Here is a 15,958-nt window from a genome sequence, read left to right on the forward strand (position 1 = left end):
CGAGCCCCGGCGCTCCTGCGAGGAGCGCCGGGACCCGGGTCGGACCGACGAGGGGTTCCTACAGGGCGCCGCCCGCGGCGGCCGGGGCGGTCGCGTCGGCGGCGTCGCCGCGCGCGAGCTCGCGGGCCACGAAGTCCTCGACGTGGAACAGGTCGTCGCCGGCGCGGCGGACGATGGTGAGCAGCGTCGTCATCGAGGCGACCTCCTCCACCTGCTCCTTCAGGAACCACTGCAGGAACTGCTCGCCGAGGTAGTCGTCCTCGTCGCGGGCGGTGCGGGCCAGCGTGGTGATCTGCTCGGTGACCTGCTTCTCCTGGGTCAGCGCGAGCTGCACGAGCTCCTCGACCGAGGCGAAGTCGTTCTGCACCTCGCCGACCGAGGGGATGGTCGCCGTGAGGTCGTTGTCCAGCTGGTACTGGACCATCATCATCGCGTGGTTGCGCTCCTCGACGGCCTGCGCGTAGAAGTGCGCGGCCAGCTGCGGGAGGTCGGCGTCGTCGAGCCAGACGGCGATCGCGAGGTACTGCTGGGCGGCGGTGAACTCGCTCCGGACCTGGTCGCGGAGCAGGGCGTGGAACTTCGACTCGTCGGTCATGTCATCCAGGTTAGCGACTGGCGGCTCTTCCTGGAACGGCTCCAGAAAGGGTGTCCGTCTCAGTTGGACAGGGTCACCTTTCCGCTGGTGAGGGCCGCTTTCCCGGGTCAGAACGGGAGCACGCCACCGAGCAGTGCGTACCCCACGAACGCCACGACGTCGATCAGCAGATGGGCGCCGACGAGCGGCCACAGCCGGTTCGTCCGCTGCCAGTAGCGGGCGAACACCAGGCCCATGACGAGGTTGCCGACGAACGCGCCGATCCCCTGGTAGAGGTGGTAGCACCCGCGCAGGACGGCGGCCGCGAACGCCGACCGGTTCTCCGACCAGCCGAGCCGCCGCAGCCGGGTGAGCAGGTAGCCGATCATGACGACCTCCTCCGCCCAGGAGTTCGCCGCCGCGGACAGCACCAGCACCGGGATCCGCCACCACTGGTCGGTCAGCGTGCTGGGTGCAACGTCCGGAGTGATCCCGGCGAGCCGTCCGACCAGGTAGAGCCCCAGCCCGGGGAGGCCGATCAGCGCGGCCAGGCCCGCGGAGTGCGCCGCGTCGCGCCACGGCCGCCGCCCGTCGAGCCCGACCCGGCGCAGCGCGATGCCCGCCCGCAGCAGCAGGTACGCGGCCAGCGCGCCCCATCCGGCCAGCTGCAGCGCGCGGACGAGCTGGAACGCGAGGTCGATCCAGGCGTCGGTGGACGCGGGCGCGTTCAGGGTGACCTGCTGGTCGGCCAGCGGGGCGGGGTTCAGCAGGGCCTCGAGCAGCGACAGCGCGCTGCGTACCGCGGACAGGCCCAGCGTCACGGTCAGGACGACGGCGATCTCCAGGCCGATCAGCCGTCGCTCGCGGGGGTCGGTGGCGACGCCCGGGAAGGACGGGGGCGCCGGGCTCAGCCAGTCCCGCAGGGCCCCACGCGGTCGTGCCGGGACCGGTCCGCTCGTCATGGGGCGATCATTGCACCGGGTGCCGGGGGGCTCCGCGGGCCGCGTCGCGGGGGTGCAGGCGGGGGCGTGGGCAGGGTGATCCACACCGCGGCTGATCGGTATCGCGGGCTGATCGGCACCGCGCGCGCTGATCCGCGGCTCGCGCGCGTCCGGACACGCGCGAGCCGCGGATCACCGCGCGGGTGGGGCACCACCGCGCCGGTGATGCATGGCCGCGCTGGCGGGGGTAACGGGCGGCGGACTGCGGGGCCCCGGCGTGCGCATCGGCCGGTGATCCACATGGCGCGCGCAGTTTCGTCGTTCGCGTGCGTCCGGACGCACGCGGTCCGCGGATCACCGCGCGAACTGCGGATCACCGCGCGCGGGAGCCCACCGTTCGGGCGAGCCCGCCGGAGGGGTGAGACCACCGGGCGGGCGAGGGACCACCGGGCGAGCGGGGAACCACAGGGCGAGCAGGGAACCACAGGGCGAGCAGGGAACCACCGGGCGGGGGACCACCGGGCGAGCGAGGGGCCGCCGGGCGAGCGGGGGACCACCCGGACGGGCGACGGGCCGCCGGACGGGCGACGGACCGGACCACCGCGTGGGCGACGGATCGCGGCGTGGGCGACGGATCGGCGTTGCGGGTCGCGGGTCACGGGGCGGGCGGGGAGCGGCGGGGCGACCACGAGCCCGTCTGCGCACCACGGCGCCCGGGCCGGCGTGACCGAGCGCTCGTCGGGGCCCGGCCGTGGCCACGCCGGGGTGCGTACCCTGGTCGGCGTGATGCGGCTGCTGCTGTCCCCGAGGTGGATGGTCTGGCACGTCCTCACACTCGGCGCGATGGTCGCCTGCACCTGGCTGGCCATCTGGCAGTGGGGACGTGCGGGATCGGCGATGGGCTCGGCCCTCAACGTGGGCTACGGCCTGCAGTGGCCGCTGTTCGCCGTCTTCTTCGGCGTCATGTGGTGGCGCTTCCTGAGCATGGAGATCGCCGACCTGCGGGCGGCCGCGGACGGACCCGGCGGGACCGCGGGGACGCCGGACAGGGCGCCGTCGGCCGCGGAGGCACCCGTCGCCGGGACCGCCCCCTCCGCGGCCCCGACGCCGGCCACTGCGTCGGCGACGAAGGCGGCCACGAGGGCGGCCTCGAAGGAGGCAGCTGCGTCGGTCTCGACGCCGGCCACCGAGCCCGCCGTCCCGGCACCCCCGGCCGGGCCGTCGCCGTTCACGTCCCGCCCGGCGAACGCCGCCCCGCCCCGCAGCACCGACCCGCAGCTGCGGGCCTACAACGAGGAGCTGGCCCGCCTTGCGGCCCGGCACCGGGAGGAGTCCACCCCGTGACCGTCGCGACCGCTCTGAAGGCCTACCGGATCTCCGCGTGGGTCACCGGCGTCGGCCTGCTGCTGCTGACCTTCTACGCGATGCCGGCGAAGTACCTGTTCGACGACCCGCGGCCGGTCGCGCTGATCGGGATGGTGCACGGCTTCCTGTACATGATCTACATCGTGTGCACGCTGATCCTGGCCGAGCGCTGCCGGTGGAAGCCGGTGTTCGCCGTGGTCATCCTGGCTGCGGGAACCATCCCGGTCGCGTCGTTCGTCGCCGAGCGCAAGGTGACCCGGAAGGTGCAGGCCGAGCACCTGGCACCCGCCGGTCCCTGAGCCCGGCTCAGCGGCCCCCGGCCGCCGGGCAGCCCACCAGCTCGGCGAACCGGCGCTGCAGCTCCTCGGGCGTGTCCGCGGGCGCGGAGAACGCCAGCCGCACGTCCTGGGTGCCGGTCGCGGTGGGCACCCGCACGCGGAGCCCGAAGCGGTCCACGCCGACCGGGCGGACCCGGCCGCCGGTGAACCCCAGCCCGTCGGGCAGGTGGCGGCGCAGCGCGCACAGCATCTCCGGGTGCGCCCGGTCCAGGTGCTCCAGCCACACCTGCTCGACCCGGCAGAACGGGTCCGGCTCGGCCGCGGCGAGCTCGGTCGGCGAGACCGGCGCGCAGCCCTCGGCGTCGGAGTAGACCGCCGACGACGGGTGCAGCCGCAGCAGCGTGGCGCCGCGCCCGGCGTCGAGGAGGTTGGGGTGCGGGGCCTTCTCGGCGAGCCGCAGCGCCCGTTCCCGGCCGGTCGTCGGGTCCGGCTCCTGCAGGGTCCCGACCAGCCACAGCAGCTCCCGGACCGGCTCGTCGAGCGGCACCGGCGTGCTGCCGGTCAGCTCGAGCATCACCGGGAGCCCGTCGAGGGTGAGCCGGGCGCGCTCGCGGAGCACGTGGTCGTCGGGCAGCAGCAGGTCGGTCGTGCCGTCCGGCCAGGTGTGGTGCATCAGCGGCGCACACGGTTCCGGCTCGCCGGTGCCGACGAGTGCCGCGCGGCCACCACGGGTGACGAGGCTGCGGGCTCGCTCGGCGACGGCGGGCGTCGGGGGGCGGCGCACTCGGGTCGTTCCCACTCTCACCTCTGATTAGGTAACCCTTACCTAATCAGTAGGAAGTATCGCCTGTCCAGTGGCTGTGGACACAGGGGGGCAACCCCCGTTGATGGGTCGCCGTGACCCGACCGTTAGCGTCTGTCGACGTGATGACCGTGCCCTCGGGTTCCTCAGCCGACCCGTGGCCGATCCGTCCGCTGCTCGCCGCGCTGGTCGACGACACCAGCCTGCTGCAGCCGAGGACCGTCGCACCGGGCGTCGACGCCGTCGTGTCGCGCTATCTCGCCGCCCGCGACGGCCACTACGGAGGCCTCGTCGGACGGCTGGTCTGCCCCGCGTCGCAGCTGCCCGCCGTCGTCACCGAGCTCGCCCGTTCCGCGCCGAGCCGGCCGGCGGAGCTGGCCCTCGTAGTCGACACCGGGCTGGGTGCGGTGCCGAAGGCGTTGTCGACCGTGTTCTCCCGCTCCAGCCTGCTCACCCCGAGCACCGTCGAGTGCGCCGCACCGCCGGACGTCGACGGCATCTGGCTCGAGCGCGTCTCGGAGTTCGTGCCGGACGAGGTGACCCCGGTCGTGGAGCCGCGCCGCCCCGTCGAGGGTGACGAGGAGGGCACGCTCGCCTGGCTCGCCGCCGTCCGCAAGGTCGCCGAGCACGGCTGCACCCCGAAGATCCGCCTCGGCGGGCCGCGCGCCTCCGACGTGCCGGAGATCGTCGACGTGCACAAGTTCCTGCTGGCCGGCCTGGAGAGCGGCACCGGCGGGATCTCGGCCCAGGGCATCGACCGGATCGTCCGCGAGGACTCGTCCGCGTCGACGCCCCGCGGCCGCCACGGCCTGCTGAACCTGATCGCCGCCGTCGCGCGGATGACCGGGGTCAGCGCCTCGCCCGACCCGGCCGAGGAGGCCCTGGCCTGCACCGACGGCGAGAAGCTCGCCCGGGAGCTCGACGAGCTGCCCGAGGCCGCCGTCGAGCAGGTCCGCACCGTCCTGCCGCGCTGCGGCGTCGACCCGGAGCCGGTCCCGATCGCCGACCTCGTCGCCCTCGGGCTGCTGGACTGATCAGGACGGATCGGATGCGGATCGGATTCCTGGGGCCGCACGCCACGTTCACCGAGCAGGCCCTGCTGACCCTGCCCGAGTCGCGTGGCGCCGAGCTCGTGCCGCTGCCCGGCGCCCCCGCGGTGCTGGCGGCCGTCCGCGACGGCTCCGTCGACGCCGGCTGCGTGCCGATCGAGAACACCGTCGAGGGCGCCGTCCCGCCGGTGCTCGACGGGCTCGTCGCCGACCCGCCGCTGGTGATCGCCCGTGAGGCCCGGATCGCGGTCCGGTTCTGCCTGATGGGCCGTCCGGGCACCACGCGTGACGCGATCCGCTCGGTCGCCTCCCACGGCCACGGCATCGCCCAGACCCGCGGCTGGCTCGCCGAGCACCTGCCCGCCGCCGAGATCCGGGTCAGCTCCTCCACCGCGGAGGCCGCGGCCCAGGCCGCCCGGGGCGAGGTCGACGCCGCCGTCGCCGCCCCGCTCGCGGCCACGCAGCACGGGCTGGAGGTGCTGGCCGACGACATCGCCGACAACGCGGGCGCCGTCACCCGCTTCGTGCTGCTGACCCGCCCCGGCCCGCCACCGGCGCCGACCGGCTGGGACCGCACCACCCTCGTCGCGACGACGACGAACCGCCCCGGCACCCTGCTCGGCCTGCTCACCGAGATCGCCGTCCGCGGCATCGACCTGACCCGGATCGAGTCCCGCCCGGTGAAGGACCGCCACGCCGAGTACTGGTTCCACCTCGACTGCTCGGGTCACGTCGCCGACCCGGCGATGGGGGAGGCCCTGGCCGCGCTGCACCGTCGCTGCGACCGGCTGATCTACCTCGGGTCGTTCCCGCGATCCGATCCCGCACCGGACGCCCCGGCGGCCGGGGTGGGGAGCCCGGTGGCGGCGCTCGGCGTCGCCACCGCCGACGACTACGCCGCGTCCGAGCGCTGGCTCGCCGCGGTCCGACGGGGAGCCGACACGTGAGCCACCAGACCGACGACGAGCACGACGGCGCCGCCTCCTTCGCGGCCGTCGGCACCGGCACCCGGACCGCACAGGTCCCGCCGGACGACGGCGCGCTGCGGCTCGTGCTGGTCCGGCACGGCCGCACCCCGTCGAACGTGCGGCACCGCCTCGACACCGCGCTGCCCGGCCCCGGGCTGGACGAGCTGGGTCACGCACAGGCCGAGGAGGTCGCCGGGCTGCTCGCCGGGTGGCCCGTCCGGGGCCTGTACGCGTCACGGGCGACCCGGGCGCAGGAGACCGCCGCCCCGATCGGCCGCGCGCTCGGACGCGAGGTGGAGCTGCTCCAGGGCCTGCACGAGGTGTTCGTCGGGGACCTCGAGGGCCAGGAGGGCGACGACGCCCGCGCCGCGTTCGACGAGGTCTTCGAGGCCTGGTGGGACGGCGACGTCGACCGCGCCATGCCCGGCGGCGAGTCCGCCCGCGACGTGTGGGACCGGGCGCTGCCCGACCTCGCTGCGGTGACCTCCGGGGTGGCGGACGGGGCGGTCGTCGTCGTCAGCCACGGGGCGGCGATCCGGATCCTGTCGCTGGCGCTGCTCGGCGGGCACGACGGCTCCGGCGCCGGCCACGGCGAGGTCACCTACGGCCGCGAGCGCCCGGTCCCCAACACCGGCCGGGTCGTGCTGCGTCGGGACCGCGACGGCTGGGTCCCGGAGCTGTGGGACGCGATGCCCGGCGGGCGGCGCGCCACCCACCGGTAGGGGGTCAGCCCCAGCCGAGCTCGTGCAGCTTCTCCTCGGAGATGCCGAAGTGGTGCGCGATCTCGTGGACGACGGTGATCGCGACCTCGTCGATGACCTCCTCCTCGTCGTCGCAGAAGTCGAGGACGGCGTCCCGGAAGACGGTGATCCGGTCCGGGAGCTCGCCCGCGTAGTCCGCCGTGCGCTCGGTCAGCGCGACGCCCTCGTAGAGCCCGAGCAGGTCCGGCTCGTCGGGGTGGCGCGGCTCGACCAGCACGACGACGTTGTCCATCGCTGCGGCGAGCTCGGCGGGCACGAGGTCGAGCGCCTCGCCGACCAGCTCGTCGAATCGGTCGGCGGGCATCGCCACCGGCACGTCAGTTGCCCGACAGCCCGGGCAGGCCGGGCGGGATGTCGAGGTTCGGCTGCCCGGCGCCGCTGTCGGGTGCGGCGGGCTGCTCGGCGTCGGGCTGCTCGACCGGGGCCTGCGAGCCCGGCGCCGGGGTGGCCGCACCGTCGGCCGGGGCGCCGTCCGGTCCGGCGGGGGCACCGGGCGCGGACGGCGCCGGGGCCGCGGGCTGCCCGGAGACGACGAGGTTGCCCTTCACCGAGCCGGTGATCGAGGCGAAGCCGCTGTTGTCCGGCAGCAGGGTGCCGATGTTGCAGTTGACCTTGCGGCTGCCGGCCTTCCAGGACTCCTCGGAGAGGTTGCCCCAGTAGACGGTGAGTCCCTTGGCACCGATCACCTGGTCGTTGCCGGCGAACGTGTTGGCGGCGTCGGTGCAGGCGGGCTGGAGGAACTTGTCCTGGTCCTCGACGGCCGGCCAGTCCTCCTTGAACTCGGTGCCCAGGTCGACCAGCCCGACCGCCTCGACGGCGTGCGGCCCGGCGCAGTCGGTCGGGTCGCCGACGGTGCGGCCGTCGATGCCCAGGCAGGTGCCCACCGGCTGCACCGCGGACTGGTCCTGCGCGGCGACCTTGCCGGTGATCGGGAACATCTCCCCGCTGCGCGAGGCCATCTGCAGGCCGCAGCGCATGCCCTTGTCGCCGCCGTCCCAGCGCTGCTGCGACGGCTTGAGCGCGCCCACGCGGAACTTCCCGTCCGGGTCGAACTTGCCGTCCAGGTACTTCGTGACCACCGGGGTGCAGCGGTCGGCGACGAGCTTCTGCCAGGCCCCGTCGGCCGGGAACGTCGGCTGGTCGGTCAGCGCGACCCGCCCCGCTTGCTCGAACAGGTGCGGCCGGGCGCAGTCGACGGCGGCGGTGTCGGTCGCGTCGGAGCGGGTCCAGTTCAGGCAGGTGCCCGCGGTGTCCGGCGGGGGCGGCAGCGGCGGGGGCTCCTCCACCTTCGGCACCCCGGAGGACGCGAACGAGCCCAGCACCGGCACCTCGGCGCCGAGCAGCGAGTCCACCGACGCGACGGTCAGCATCAGCAGCGCGCCGACGAGGATCCCGATGCCGACCCGGCGGGCCCCGAGGAGCCCGCCCCGCCCTGCGCCCGCCCCTCCGGAGGCCTCCGACGACCGTCGCCGACGGGTCGGGACCACCGGGGTGGCCGACGGCCGGGACAGCACCGAGGTCGTGCCCTGCCCGCCGTGGACGGCGGTGCGGCCGGTCGCGTCGGGCCGGTCGGAGCCGGCGGGGGAGCGGGAATCCATGACGTCCCCATCATGCAGCCGGGGTCGGCCCGGCTTCACCCGGCCGGTGCCCCGGCGCGGCGGTCGGTCGGCCGGATGCTGTGAACGTGCAGGTCCGCCCGGTGCGACGGGGTGCCGCGACCACTCGTCCGGGCGGGCGTGGGTGAAACGCAGCCGAATCGTCATCCGGGAACGGCCGGTGGTCGTCGGCCGGTCCCGGTACGGTGCGCGCGGGGGACGAGAGTGACGATGGGGGACCAGCGATGACCGACGGACCGCGCGCCGGCGGCGGCCCGGACGACAGCACGCCGCCCGCCGGTACGCCGAGGGCGACACCGGGCGGCGCGACACCGCAGCCGCCGGAGTCGCAGTCGACGACGCCGACACCGCAGACCGACGGACCGGCGACGGCGCCGTGGGCGAACGCGCCCGCCGAGCAGCCCGCCGAGGCGCCGCGCGGCCGGATCCGGCAGCAGGACGGCAGCACCGCGCCGCGCGAGCCCACGCTCGCCGAGAAGCGTGCCCGCGAGCAGAAGCTGCGCGCGGACCGCGAGGCGGTGCGGCTCAAGGAGGCCCGCTCCAAGACCACCAAGCGGGTGCTGATCGGTGCCGGCGCGACCGTCGGCGTCGTCGCCCTGATCGCGGCCGTCTACGCCGGGTCCGGTGGCGGCAGCGAGTCGGTCGAGGCGCGCTGCGTCGACGACCAGGGCGTCGTCGTGCCGGACGACAACTGCAGCGGGCCGGAGAGCCAGGGCCAGGTCTCCAACGGGGGCGGCGGCTTCGCCTTCGTCCCGATCTTCCTGGGTGGCGGCGGCCGCCAGTACCACTACAACTACGGCGGCACCGGCGGTGTCGGCCAGGTCGCGACCGGCGGGAACGTGTCCCCGCCGCCGAGCGGCACCACGGTCCGCAGCGGCACGACCGGCTCGACCATCGGCTCGGCGAACCGCAGCGGCACGATCTCCCGGGGCGGTCTCGGCGTCGGCGGCGGGTCGTCGTCGTCCTCGGGCGGGTCCGGCTCGTCCAGCGGGAGCTGAGGCGTGCGACGCGAACGCGGCACCCCCCGTCCGGACTGGCAGCGCACCGTCGCCGAGCAGGGGCTCGCCTTCGGCACCCCCGGCCGGGACGGCTCGGGCAACGAGCGGCCCTACTGGGACGAGTCGGTGCACTACGTCTTCGAGATGGACGAGGTCCTGTCCCTCGAGGCCGACGTCGAGGTGCTCCAGTCCATGTGCCTGTCGGCGGTCGACCATGTGGTCACCACCGAGCGGTTCAAGGACTTCGCGCTGCCCGAGTGGTGCTGGGAGCAGGTCGCGCAGTCCTGGCGCCGCTCCGACCCGCACCTCTACGGCCGCTTCGACCTGCGCTACGACGGCTCCGGTCCGGCCAAGCTGCTCGAGTACAACGCGGACACCCCCACCTCGCTGCTGGAGGCCTCGATCCTGCAGTGGCACTGGCTGCAGGACGTCCACCCCGGCGACGACCAGTGGAACTCCCTGCACGAGAAGCTCGTCGAACGCTGGGGCGAGCTGAAGGGGCTGCTGCCGTCGTCGGAGGTGCACGTCACCTGGTCCGGCGCCGAGTCCACCGGCGAGGACCACATCACCGTCGGCTACCTCCAGGAGACCGCCGCCGAGGCGGGCCTCGACACCGTCGGACTGTCCATCGAGGACATCGGCTGGGACTCCGCACTGGACCGCTTCGTCGACCTCGAGGAAGCTCCGATGTCGACGGTGTTCAAGCTCTACCCGTGGGAGTGGATGCTGTCGGACGAGTTCGGCAAGCACGTCACCCGCAGCCTCCCCGAGACGCTGTGGCTCGAGCCGCTGTGGAAGACCCTGCTGTCGAACAAGGCGCTGCTCGCGGTGCTCTGGGAGATGTACCCCGGGCACCCGAACCTGCTGCCCGCCTCGCTCGGCAACCCCGGGATCCTCACCGAGTACGTCCGCAAGCCCCTGCTGGGCCGCGAGGGCGCCAACATCCAGATCGTCGCCCCCGGCTACGAGACCGCCACCGGCGGCGTCTACGGCGACGAGGGCTTCGTCTACCAGATGTTCGACCCGCTGCCCGAGTTCGACGGGTTCCGTCCCTGCCTGGGCGCCTGGCTGGTCGGTGACACCGCCGCCGGGCTCGGCATCCGCGAGACCGCCGGCCTGATCACCGACGACGGCGCGGCCTTCGTGCCGCACCGCATCCCCGAGTCCTGACCCCCGTTCCCGCACCAGTTCCTGCACACCCCCGCTCCCCGGAGGTACCTCCCGTGATCCTCGCCCAGGCGTTCGACGCCACGTACTGGGGCTTCCTCGGCCGCGGTGTCGGCGCGATCCTGCTCTACGCCGTGATCGGCACCCTGCTCATGCTGGTCGGCTTCTGGGCCATCGACCTCACCACGCCCGGCAAGCTCCCGGCGATGGTCCGCGGCGGCCTGCCGAACGCGGTCACGATCACCTCGGCCGGCATGGTGTCGATGGCGTTCATCATCGTCACCGCGATCTACGGCTCGTACGGCTCGCTGCTGCAGGGCGTCGTGTCGTCGCTGGTGTTCGGCCTGATCGGGATCATCGCCCAGGTCGCCGCGGTGCGGCTGCTGGAGTGGGTGACCGGCATCGACATCGGCGAGGTCATCCAGTCCGACGAGCCGCGGGCGGTGGCGAAGGTCGTCGCGGCCGCGCACGTCGCGCTCGGCCTGATCGTCGCGGTCGCCGTCTTCTAGACCCCGGTCCCGGCGCCGCTCAGGCCAGGGCGGTCAGCACCTCGACCCTGGCCTGCGGCGTCGGCATCGCGGCGATCTCGGCGCGGACGTCGCGGGCGGCGGCCGCGAGCTCGCCGTCGTTCAGCAGCCTGCGCAGGGTGTCGGCAGTGAACGGGCCGCCCAGCCCGGCGCCGCGGGCGGCGACCAGCTCGGCGTTGTGCCGCCGGTCGCCGGGCCCGGGCAGCGCGAGCTGCGGGACGCCCGCGGCGAGCGCGGCCAGCACGTGCGCGGCGCTGCCGTCGTGCAGCACCGCCGCGCAGGCCGGCAGCAGCTCGTCCAGCGGGACCCGCCCGACGGTGCGCACCCCCGGCCCGTGGTGGCGCAGCAGCCGCGCCGGGGGACGGACGAGCACGAGCTCGCAGTCCGGGCCGTCGGCGCGGACGCCCTGCAGCGCGCGCACCGCGGAGGACTGCAGGTCCCCGCGCACCGGTCCGCCGCCGCGCAGCACCAGCACCCGCGGGCGGACCGAGGGGCCGCTCAGCCAGGCGGGCAGCGAGGACCGTCCGGAGCCGCGGGCCCGGCCCGGCCGCACGGCCAGCGCGTCGCGCGCCCCGACCAGGCTCGACGGGGCGATGGTCAGCGCGATCGCCGGTGGCGGGACCCCACGCAGCCCGTGCCGCAGCCGGGCGCGCTGCAGCGGGCGGGAGTCCAGCAGCGTGCGGACGAGCGCGAACCCGTCGAGCAGGCCGTTCTCGTGCAGCACCGCCGGGACGTCGTGCCGGGCTGCCGCGAGCGCCCCCGCGACCGCGAGGGGCTCGTACACCACGACGTCGGGCCGCCACTGCTCGGCGACGGTCACCAGCGCGTCGGTCAGCTCCTCGTTCACCGGGCCGAACAGCGAGCGCACCCCGGCGTCGCCGCCGCGCCCGGCCAGCTCGGCCCGCGCGGTCACCGGGTGCGCGACGAGCGAGCGCGCGGCCAGCCTGCCCACCCGCAGGCTGCGGGCGACGTCGATGAACGGCAGCGGGTCCGTCCCGGGGAGCGGGTGCGCGTCGCCGCCGGCGAGCAGCACCTCGTGCCCGGAGTCCCAGAGCGCGTGGGCGAGCGGCAACAGCGGTGTCAGGTGTCCCGACAGCGGGGCCGCCACCACCAGAACGCGCACCGTTCGAGGGTAACCGCCACGCGGTCGTCCGGGGGCGGTCTCCGCGCGGTTCCGTACGCTCTGGGTGTGATCGTCGAGAACGCGCCCCGGCTCGTCGCCACCGACGTCGACGGGACCCTCCTCGACGACGGCGGCGCGGTCACCCCGCGCACCGTCGCCGTGCTGGAGCGGGCGGTCGCCGCCGGCGCCGGCTTCGTGCTGGTCACCGGCCGCCCGCCACGCTGGATCCCGCCGGTGCTCGCGCGGCTGCCCGAGGGCCTGGTGCGGCTGTGCGTGTGCGCGAACGGCGCGGTGCTCTACGACGCCGCCGACGACGTCGTGCTCGGCGCGCACACCCTGGAGCCCGCCACGATCCGGGAGCTCGCCGGCCTCGCCGCGGAGCTGTTCCCCGGCTGCGGGTTCGGCGTCGAGCGCGTCGGGAACGCCGAGGGCGACGACGGCGTGCGGGGCGTCGTCGACGAGTTCCTCACCGACCCCGGCTACGTGCACGCCTGGGGCGAGCACGACGGCGGCTCCACCAGCCGCGAGGACCTGCTCGGCCGCCCGGCGACGAAGGTGCTGATCCGCTCCCCGGAGCTGACCAGCGAGCAGATGATGGACGCGCTCGCACCGAAGGCGGGCGGGCTGGCCGACCTGACGTTCTCGCACTCGTCGGGGCTGCTGGAGGCCTCCGCCCCCGGGGTCACCAAGGCGACCGGCCTGGCCGAGGTCGCCCGCCGGCTCGGCGTGACCGCGGCGGACACCGTGGCGTTCGGCGACATGCCCAACGACCGGGAGATGCTGCGCTGGGCCGGGCTCGGCGTCGCGATGGGCAACGCCCACCCGGACCTGGTCGGGCTCGCCGACGAGGTGACGGCACCGCACACCCACGACGGGCTCGCCGAGATCCTGGAGCGCTGGTTCTGAGCGCACCCGGCGCCGTTCACCTGCCCGTCGACGAGCGGTCATGCCCGGTCCCACGGGCCGCCCCGACCCGGCCCACGACCCCGCCCGCGCGTACCATCACCGGCTGTCATCGCCCGCGAGCCGGGTGCCAGCGCCCGCGCCAGGAGGCCCCCACCCGTGGCTGACACGGCAGACACCCTGGACCGTTCCGGTCCGCAACCGCCCGCCGACGTCCCGCCCACCGGCGAGGTCGCCGTGCTTGCGTCCGTGCAGGGCGCTCTCGCGAACGACAGCACCGTGCGGGTCGCCCGCGGGATGTCGCTGTTCGGCGAGCACGCCGCGGGCTGGCTGGCGATCGGCGTCGTGGGTGCCGCGCTGGACCGCCCCCGCCGTCGCGAGTGGCTCGGCTCCGCCGCGGCCGTCGCGTTCGCGCACGGCGCCTCGATCGGCATCAAGCGCGTCGTCCGGCGCCGCCGCCCCGACCACCCCGCGGTCCGGGTCCTGGTGGGCACCCCGAGCCGGCTGAGCTTCCCGTCCTCGCACGCCACGTCCACCACCGCCGCCGCCGTGCTCTACGGCGGCCTGCTGGGCAGGCGCTCCCGCCCGGTGGCCGCGGCGGGTGTGGGCCTGATGGCGCTGTCGCGCCTGGTCCTCGGCGTGCACTACCCGACCGACGTCGCCACCGGCACCGCGCTCGGCGCGGCCGTCGCCGGTACCGCGCGTCGCGTGATCTCACGCAACCCCACCACCGGAGGGTGAGCGCATGACCAGCACCGACCCCACGAAGGTCGACCGCGACGACTCCGAGAAGGAGAAGGTCGCCCGGGCCGCCGACCCGCAGACCCCCGTCGTCCCGGACGCCCCCGACGACGCGGGCGCCCCCGAGGGCCACGAGGCCGACGCGGCCCCGGCCGCCGTCGCCGCCGAGCACGCCCCGCACGTGCCGATGGACCCGTCCGAGCGCACCACCACGATGGTCGCCCGCGGTCTGCTCAAGACGATGCGCCCCCGCCAGTGGGTGAAGAACGTCCTGGTCTTCGCCGCGCCGTTCGTCAGCGGCCAGCTGTTCGACGTGCCGGTCCTGATCGACTGCGTGATCGCGTTCGTCGCGTTCTCGCTGGCCGCGTCCGGCGTGTACCTGGTCAACGACGCGCTCGACGTCGAGGCCGACCGGGCGCACCCGACCAAGCGCCGCCGCCCGATCGCGTCCGGCATCGTCCCGGTGCCGCTGGCCTTCGTCGCGGCGGGCGTGCTGTTCGCCGGGTCGATCGCGCTGTCGTTCGCGGTGACCTGGCAGCTGATCATCGTGCTCGCCGTCTACGTGGCGGTGCAGCTGTCCTACTGCCTGTGGCTCAAGCACCAGCCGGTGCTCGACATCTGCATCGTCGCCTCCGGCTTCCTGATGCGCTCCATCGCCGGTGGTGTGGCCACCGGCATCCCGCTGTCGCAGTGGTTCCTGCTGGTCACCGGGTTCGGCTCGCTGTTCATGGTCGCCGGCAAGCGCTACGCCGAGATCAACCTCGCCGAGCGCACCGGGGCCAAGATCCGCAAGTCGCTGGAGAACTACACGGCGTCCTACCTGCGCTACATCTGGTCGCTCTCGGCCACCGTCATGATCGTCATGTACGGGCTGTGGGCGTTCGAGATCCGCGAGGACCACAACTCGGTGTGGTCGGTGCTGTCGATCGTGCCGTTCGTGATCGCGGTGCTGCGCTACTCGGTGGACGTCGACCGGGGCACCGGCGGCGAGCCCGAGGAGATCGCGCTCGGCGACCGGGCGCTGCAGGTCCTGGCGCTGGCCTGGATCGCGATGCTCACCCTGGCCGTCTACAGCTGACGCCGGCCGCCGCCCGGGCCCGGTTCCCCGCACAGGGGGCCGGGCCTGCGGTGTCTCAGCGCCCGGTGTGCCAGGCCCAGGTGTGCGCGAGGCCCTCGGCCAGCGGGGTCGGCGCGGACAGGCCGAGCGCGGCGATCCCGCGCGACGGGTCGAGGCAGCTGCGGCGCAGCTCCCCGGCCCGGGCCGGGAGGAACTCCGGCGCGAACGCCTCCGGGGCGAGCCCGGCGATCTCCCCGATCGTCGCGGCCAGCTCGACGACCGTGGACTCGGTGCCGGTGCCGACGTTGAACACCTCGCCGGCCAGCTCCCCGGCCGCGAGCCGGTCGGCCGAGGCGAGCGCCGCCCGGGCGACGTCGCCGACGTAGAGGAAGTCGCGGGTCTGGCCGCCGTCGCCGAACACGGTCGGCCGCAGCCCGGTGCGGGCCCGGTCGCAGAACAGCGAGACCACCCCGGCCCCGCCCGCCGGGTGCTGGCGCGGCCCGTAGACGTTCGCGAAGCGCAGCACCAGCGCCGGGACGCCGTGCGCCCGCACGAAGAACCGGGTGTAGCGCTCCGCGGCGAGCTTGCTCATCCCGTACGGCGACTCCGGCTCGGCCGGCTCCGCCTCGGTCGTCGGCAGGGGCGCGCCGTCGCCGTAGATGGCGCCGCCGGTGGAGCAGACGACGACCGCGCCCGCACCCGCGTCCCGGGCCGCCTGCAGCACGCTCAGCGTGCCGAGGACGTTGACCGAGGCGTCGTGCACCGGGTCCTCCATCGAGCGGCGCACGTCGATCTGGGCGGCCAGGTGGAACACCGCGTCCGGGCGGAACTCCGCGGCCAGCGTGGTGAGCGCGGCGGTGTCGCGGATGTCGAGCTCGGCCACCGTGACGCCCGGGGCGAGGTTGTCCCGGGTCCCGGCGGAGAGGTCGTCGACGACGAGGACGTCGTCGCCGCGGGTGAGCAGGGACTCGACCAGGGTGGAGCCGATGAAGCCGGCTCCGCCGGTGACGAGCGCGCGCATACCTGCCTTCCTCCGGGGCGGACGGTGTGTGCACCCGGCTGCGCGCACACGGTAACCGCGGGTGTCC

At 74.9% G+C, this 15,958-nt stretch carries 18 protein-coding genes; 11 read left to right on the forward strand and 7 right to left on the reverse strand.

Annotation, left to right across the window (positions count from 1 at the left end):
- Nucleotides 1-58 precede the first annotated feature (58 nt).
- Nucleotides 59-595: a ferritin gene (locus KPL60_RS31935; RefSeq protein WP_083657986.1), complete on the reverse strand. Its 537-nt coding sequence runs from the start codon at nucleotides 593-595 to the stop codon at nucleotides 59-61.
- Nucleotides 596-702: 107 nt separating this feature from the next.
- Nucleotides 703-1,536, reverse strand: coding sequence for a CPBP family intramembrane glutamic endopeptidase (locus KPL60_RS31940; RefSeq protein WP_161151720.1), 834 nt, complete (start codon nucleotides 1,534-1,536; stop codon nucleotides 703-705).
- A 765-nt stretch (nucleotides 1,537-2,301) separates the two neighbouring features.
- Between KPL60_RS31940 and KPL60_RS31945 the strand changes: the two genes are divergently transcribed.
- Both KPL60_RS31945 and KPL60_RS31950 read left to right on the forward strand, forming a co-directional pair.
- Complete coding sequence (locus KPL60_RS31945; RefSeq protein ID WP_226356619.1) at nucleotides 2,302-2,859, forward strand: hypothetical protein; 558 nt, start codon at nucleotides 2,302-2,304, stop codon at nucleotides 2,857-2,859.
- A complete protein-coding gene (locus KPL60_RS31950; RefSeq protein WP_226354528.1) occupies nucleotides 2,856-3,179 on the forward strand; it encodes a DUF3817 domain-containing protein in 324 nt (107 codons plus the stop codon). The genes KPL60_RS31945 and KPL60_RS31950 overlap by 4 nt, the downstream gene beginning before the upstream one ends.
- 7 nt (nucleotides 3,180-3,186) lie before the next feature.
- On the opposite strand, the gene KPL60_RS31955 is transcribed toward KPL60_RS31950, so the two are convergent.
- A complete protein-coding gene (locus tag KPL60_RS31955) occupies nucleotides 3,187-3,957 on the reverse strand; it encodes a DUF2470 domain-containing protein (protein WP_073573767.1) in 771 nt (256 codons plus the stop codon).
- A gap of 128 nt (nucleotides 3,958-4,085) precedes the next feature.
- Between KPL60_RS31955 and KPL60_RS31960 the strand changes: the two genes are divergently transcribed.
- From KPL60_RS31960 to KPL60_RS31970, 3 genes are read left to right on the forward strand one after another with little or no spacing between them, the layout of a single operon-like run.
- Nucleotides 4,086-4,994, forward strand: a complete 909-nt coding sequence (locus KPL60_RS31960) for a hypothetical protein (protein ID WP_226356620.1) — start codon at nucleotides 4,086-4,088, stop codon at nucleotides 4,992-4,994.
- A gap of 14 nt (nucleotides 4,995-5,008) precedes the next feature.
- Nucleotides 5,009-5,956: a prephenate dehydratase gene (gene pheA / locus KPL60_RS31965; protein WP_226354530.1), complete on the forward strand. Its 948-nt coding sequence runs from the start codon at nucleotides 5,009-5,011 to the stop codon at nucleotides 5,954-5,956.
- Complete coding sequence (locus tag KPL60_RS31970; RefSeq protein ID WP_226368096.1) at nucleotides 5,953-6,699, forward strand: histidine phosphatase family protein; 747 nt, start codon at nucleotides 5,953-5,955, stop codon at nucleotides 6,697-6,699. Before pheA ends, KPL60_RS31970 begins: the two co-directional genes overlap by 4 nt.
- Nucleotides 6,700-6,703: 4 nt before the next feature.
- Here KPL60_RS31970 and KPL60_RS31975 read toward each other — a convergent pair whose 3' ends face one another.
- Both KPL60_RS31975 and KPL60_RS31980 read right to left on the reverse strand, forming a co-directional pair.
- Complete coding sequence (locus KPL60_RS31975) at nucleotides 6,704-7,054, reverse strand: metallopeptidase family protein (RefSeq protein WP_226354532.1); 351 nt, start codon at nucleotides 7,052-7,054, stop codon at nucleotides 6,704-6,706.
- A 1-nt stretch (nucleotide 7,055) separates the two neighbouring features.
- The gene (locus KPL60_RS31980; protein WP_226354533.1) at nucleotides 7,056-8,336 is read right to left on the reverse strand and encodes a septum formation family protein; all 1,281 of its coding nucleotides are present in this window, start codon (nucleotides 8,334-8,336) and stop codon (nucleotides 7,056-7,058) included.
- Between the two features lie 242 nt (nucleotides 8,337-8,578).
- Between KPL60_RS31980 and KPL60_RS31985 the strand changes: the two genes are divergently transcribed.
- The 3 genes from KPL60_RS31985 to KPL60_RS31995 are packed head-to-tail and all read left to right on the forward strand — an operon-like array spanning nucleotide 8,579 to nucleotide 11,028.
- Nucleotides 8,579-9,352: a hypothetical protein gene (locus KPL60_RS31985; RefSeq protein WP_226368097.1), complete on the forward strand. Its 774-nt coding sequence runs from the start codon at nucleotides 8,579-8,581 to the stop codon at nucleotides 9,350-9,352.
- 3 nt (nucleotides 9,353-9,355) lie between these two features.
- Entirely contained in the window at nucleotides 9,356-10,522 is a 1,167-nt protein-coding gene (locus KPL60_RS31990) for a glutathionylspermidine synthase family protein (protein ID WP_226354535.1), read from the forward strand.
- Between the two features lie 53 nt (nucleotides 10,523-10,575).
- Nucleotides 10,576-11,028 carry a DUF350 domain-containing protein gene (locus KPL60_RS31995; protein WP_226354536.1) on the forward strand — a complete coding sequence of 151 codons (453 nt, stop codon included), beginning with the start codon at nucleotides 10,576-10,578 and terminating at the stop codon, nucleotides 11,026-11,028.
- A 19-nt stretch (nucleotides 11,029-11,047) separates the two neighbouring features.
- Here the strand turns inward: KPL60_RS31995 and KPL60_RS32000 are convergent, their stop codons facing one another.
- On the reverse strand, nucleotides 11,048-12,169 hold the full coding sequence (locus KPL60_RS32000) for a nucleotide disphospho-sugar-binding domain-containing protein (protein ID WP_226368098.1): 1,122 nt from the start codon (nucleotides 12,167-12,169) through the stop codon (nucleotides 11,048-11,050).
- Between the two features lie 66 nt (nucleotides 12,170-12,235).
- Here KPL60_RS32000 and KPL60_RS32005 point away from each other — a divergent pair, with 66 nt between their 5' ends.
- From KPL60_RS32005 to KPL60_RS32015, 3 genes are all read left to right on the forward strand, one after another.
- On the forward strand, nucleotides 12,236-13,075 hold the full coding sequence (locus KPL60_RS32005) for an HAD family hydrolase (RefSeq protein ID WP_226354538.1): 840 nt from the start codon (nucleotides 12,236-12,238) through the stop codon (nucleotides 13,073-13,075).
- A 156-nt stretch (nucleotides 13,076-13,231) separates the two neighbouring features.
- Nucleotides 13,232-13,813 (forward strand): phosphatase PAP2 family protein, encoded by a 582-nt coding sequence (locus KPL60_RS32010; RefSeq protein WP_226354539.1) that lies wholly within the window; start codon nucleotides 13,232-13,234, stop codon nucleotides 13,811-13,813.
- A 4-nt stretch (nucleotides 13,814-13,817) separates the two neighbouring features.
- Nucleotides 13,818-14,891 carry a decaprenyl-phosphate phosphoribosyltransferase gene (locus KPL60_RS32015; RefSeq protein ID WP_208818715.1) on the forward strand — a complete coding sequence of 358 codons (1,074 nt, stop codon included), beginning with the start codon at nucleotides 13,818-13,820 and terminating at the stop codon, nucleotides 14,889-14,891.
- Between the two features lie 55 nt (nucleotides 14,892-14,946).
- On the opposite strand, the gene KPL60_RS32020 is transcribed toward KPL60_RS32015, so the two are convergent.
- Entirely contained in the window at nucleotides 14,947-15,891 is a 945-nt protein-coding gene (locus KPL60_RS32020) for an NAD-dependent epimerase/dehydratase family protein (protein WP_226368099.1), read from the reverse strand.
- Nucleotides 15,892-15,958 lie beyond the last annotated feature (67 nt).

It is taken from the genome of Pseudonocardia sp. ICBG162 (genome assembly GCF_020496225.1).
Classification (GTDB): domain Bacteria; phylum Actinomycetota; class Actinomycetes; order Mycobacteriales; family Pseudonocardiaceae; genus Pseudonocardia; species Pseudonocardia alni.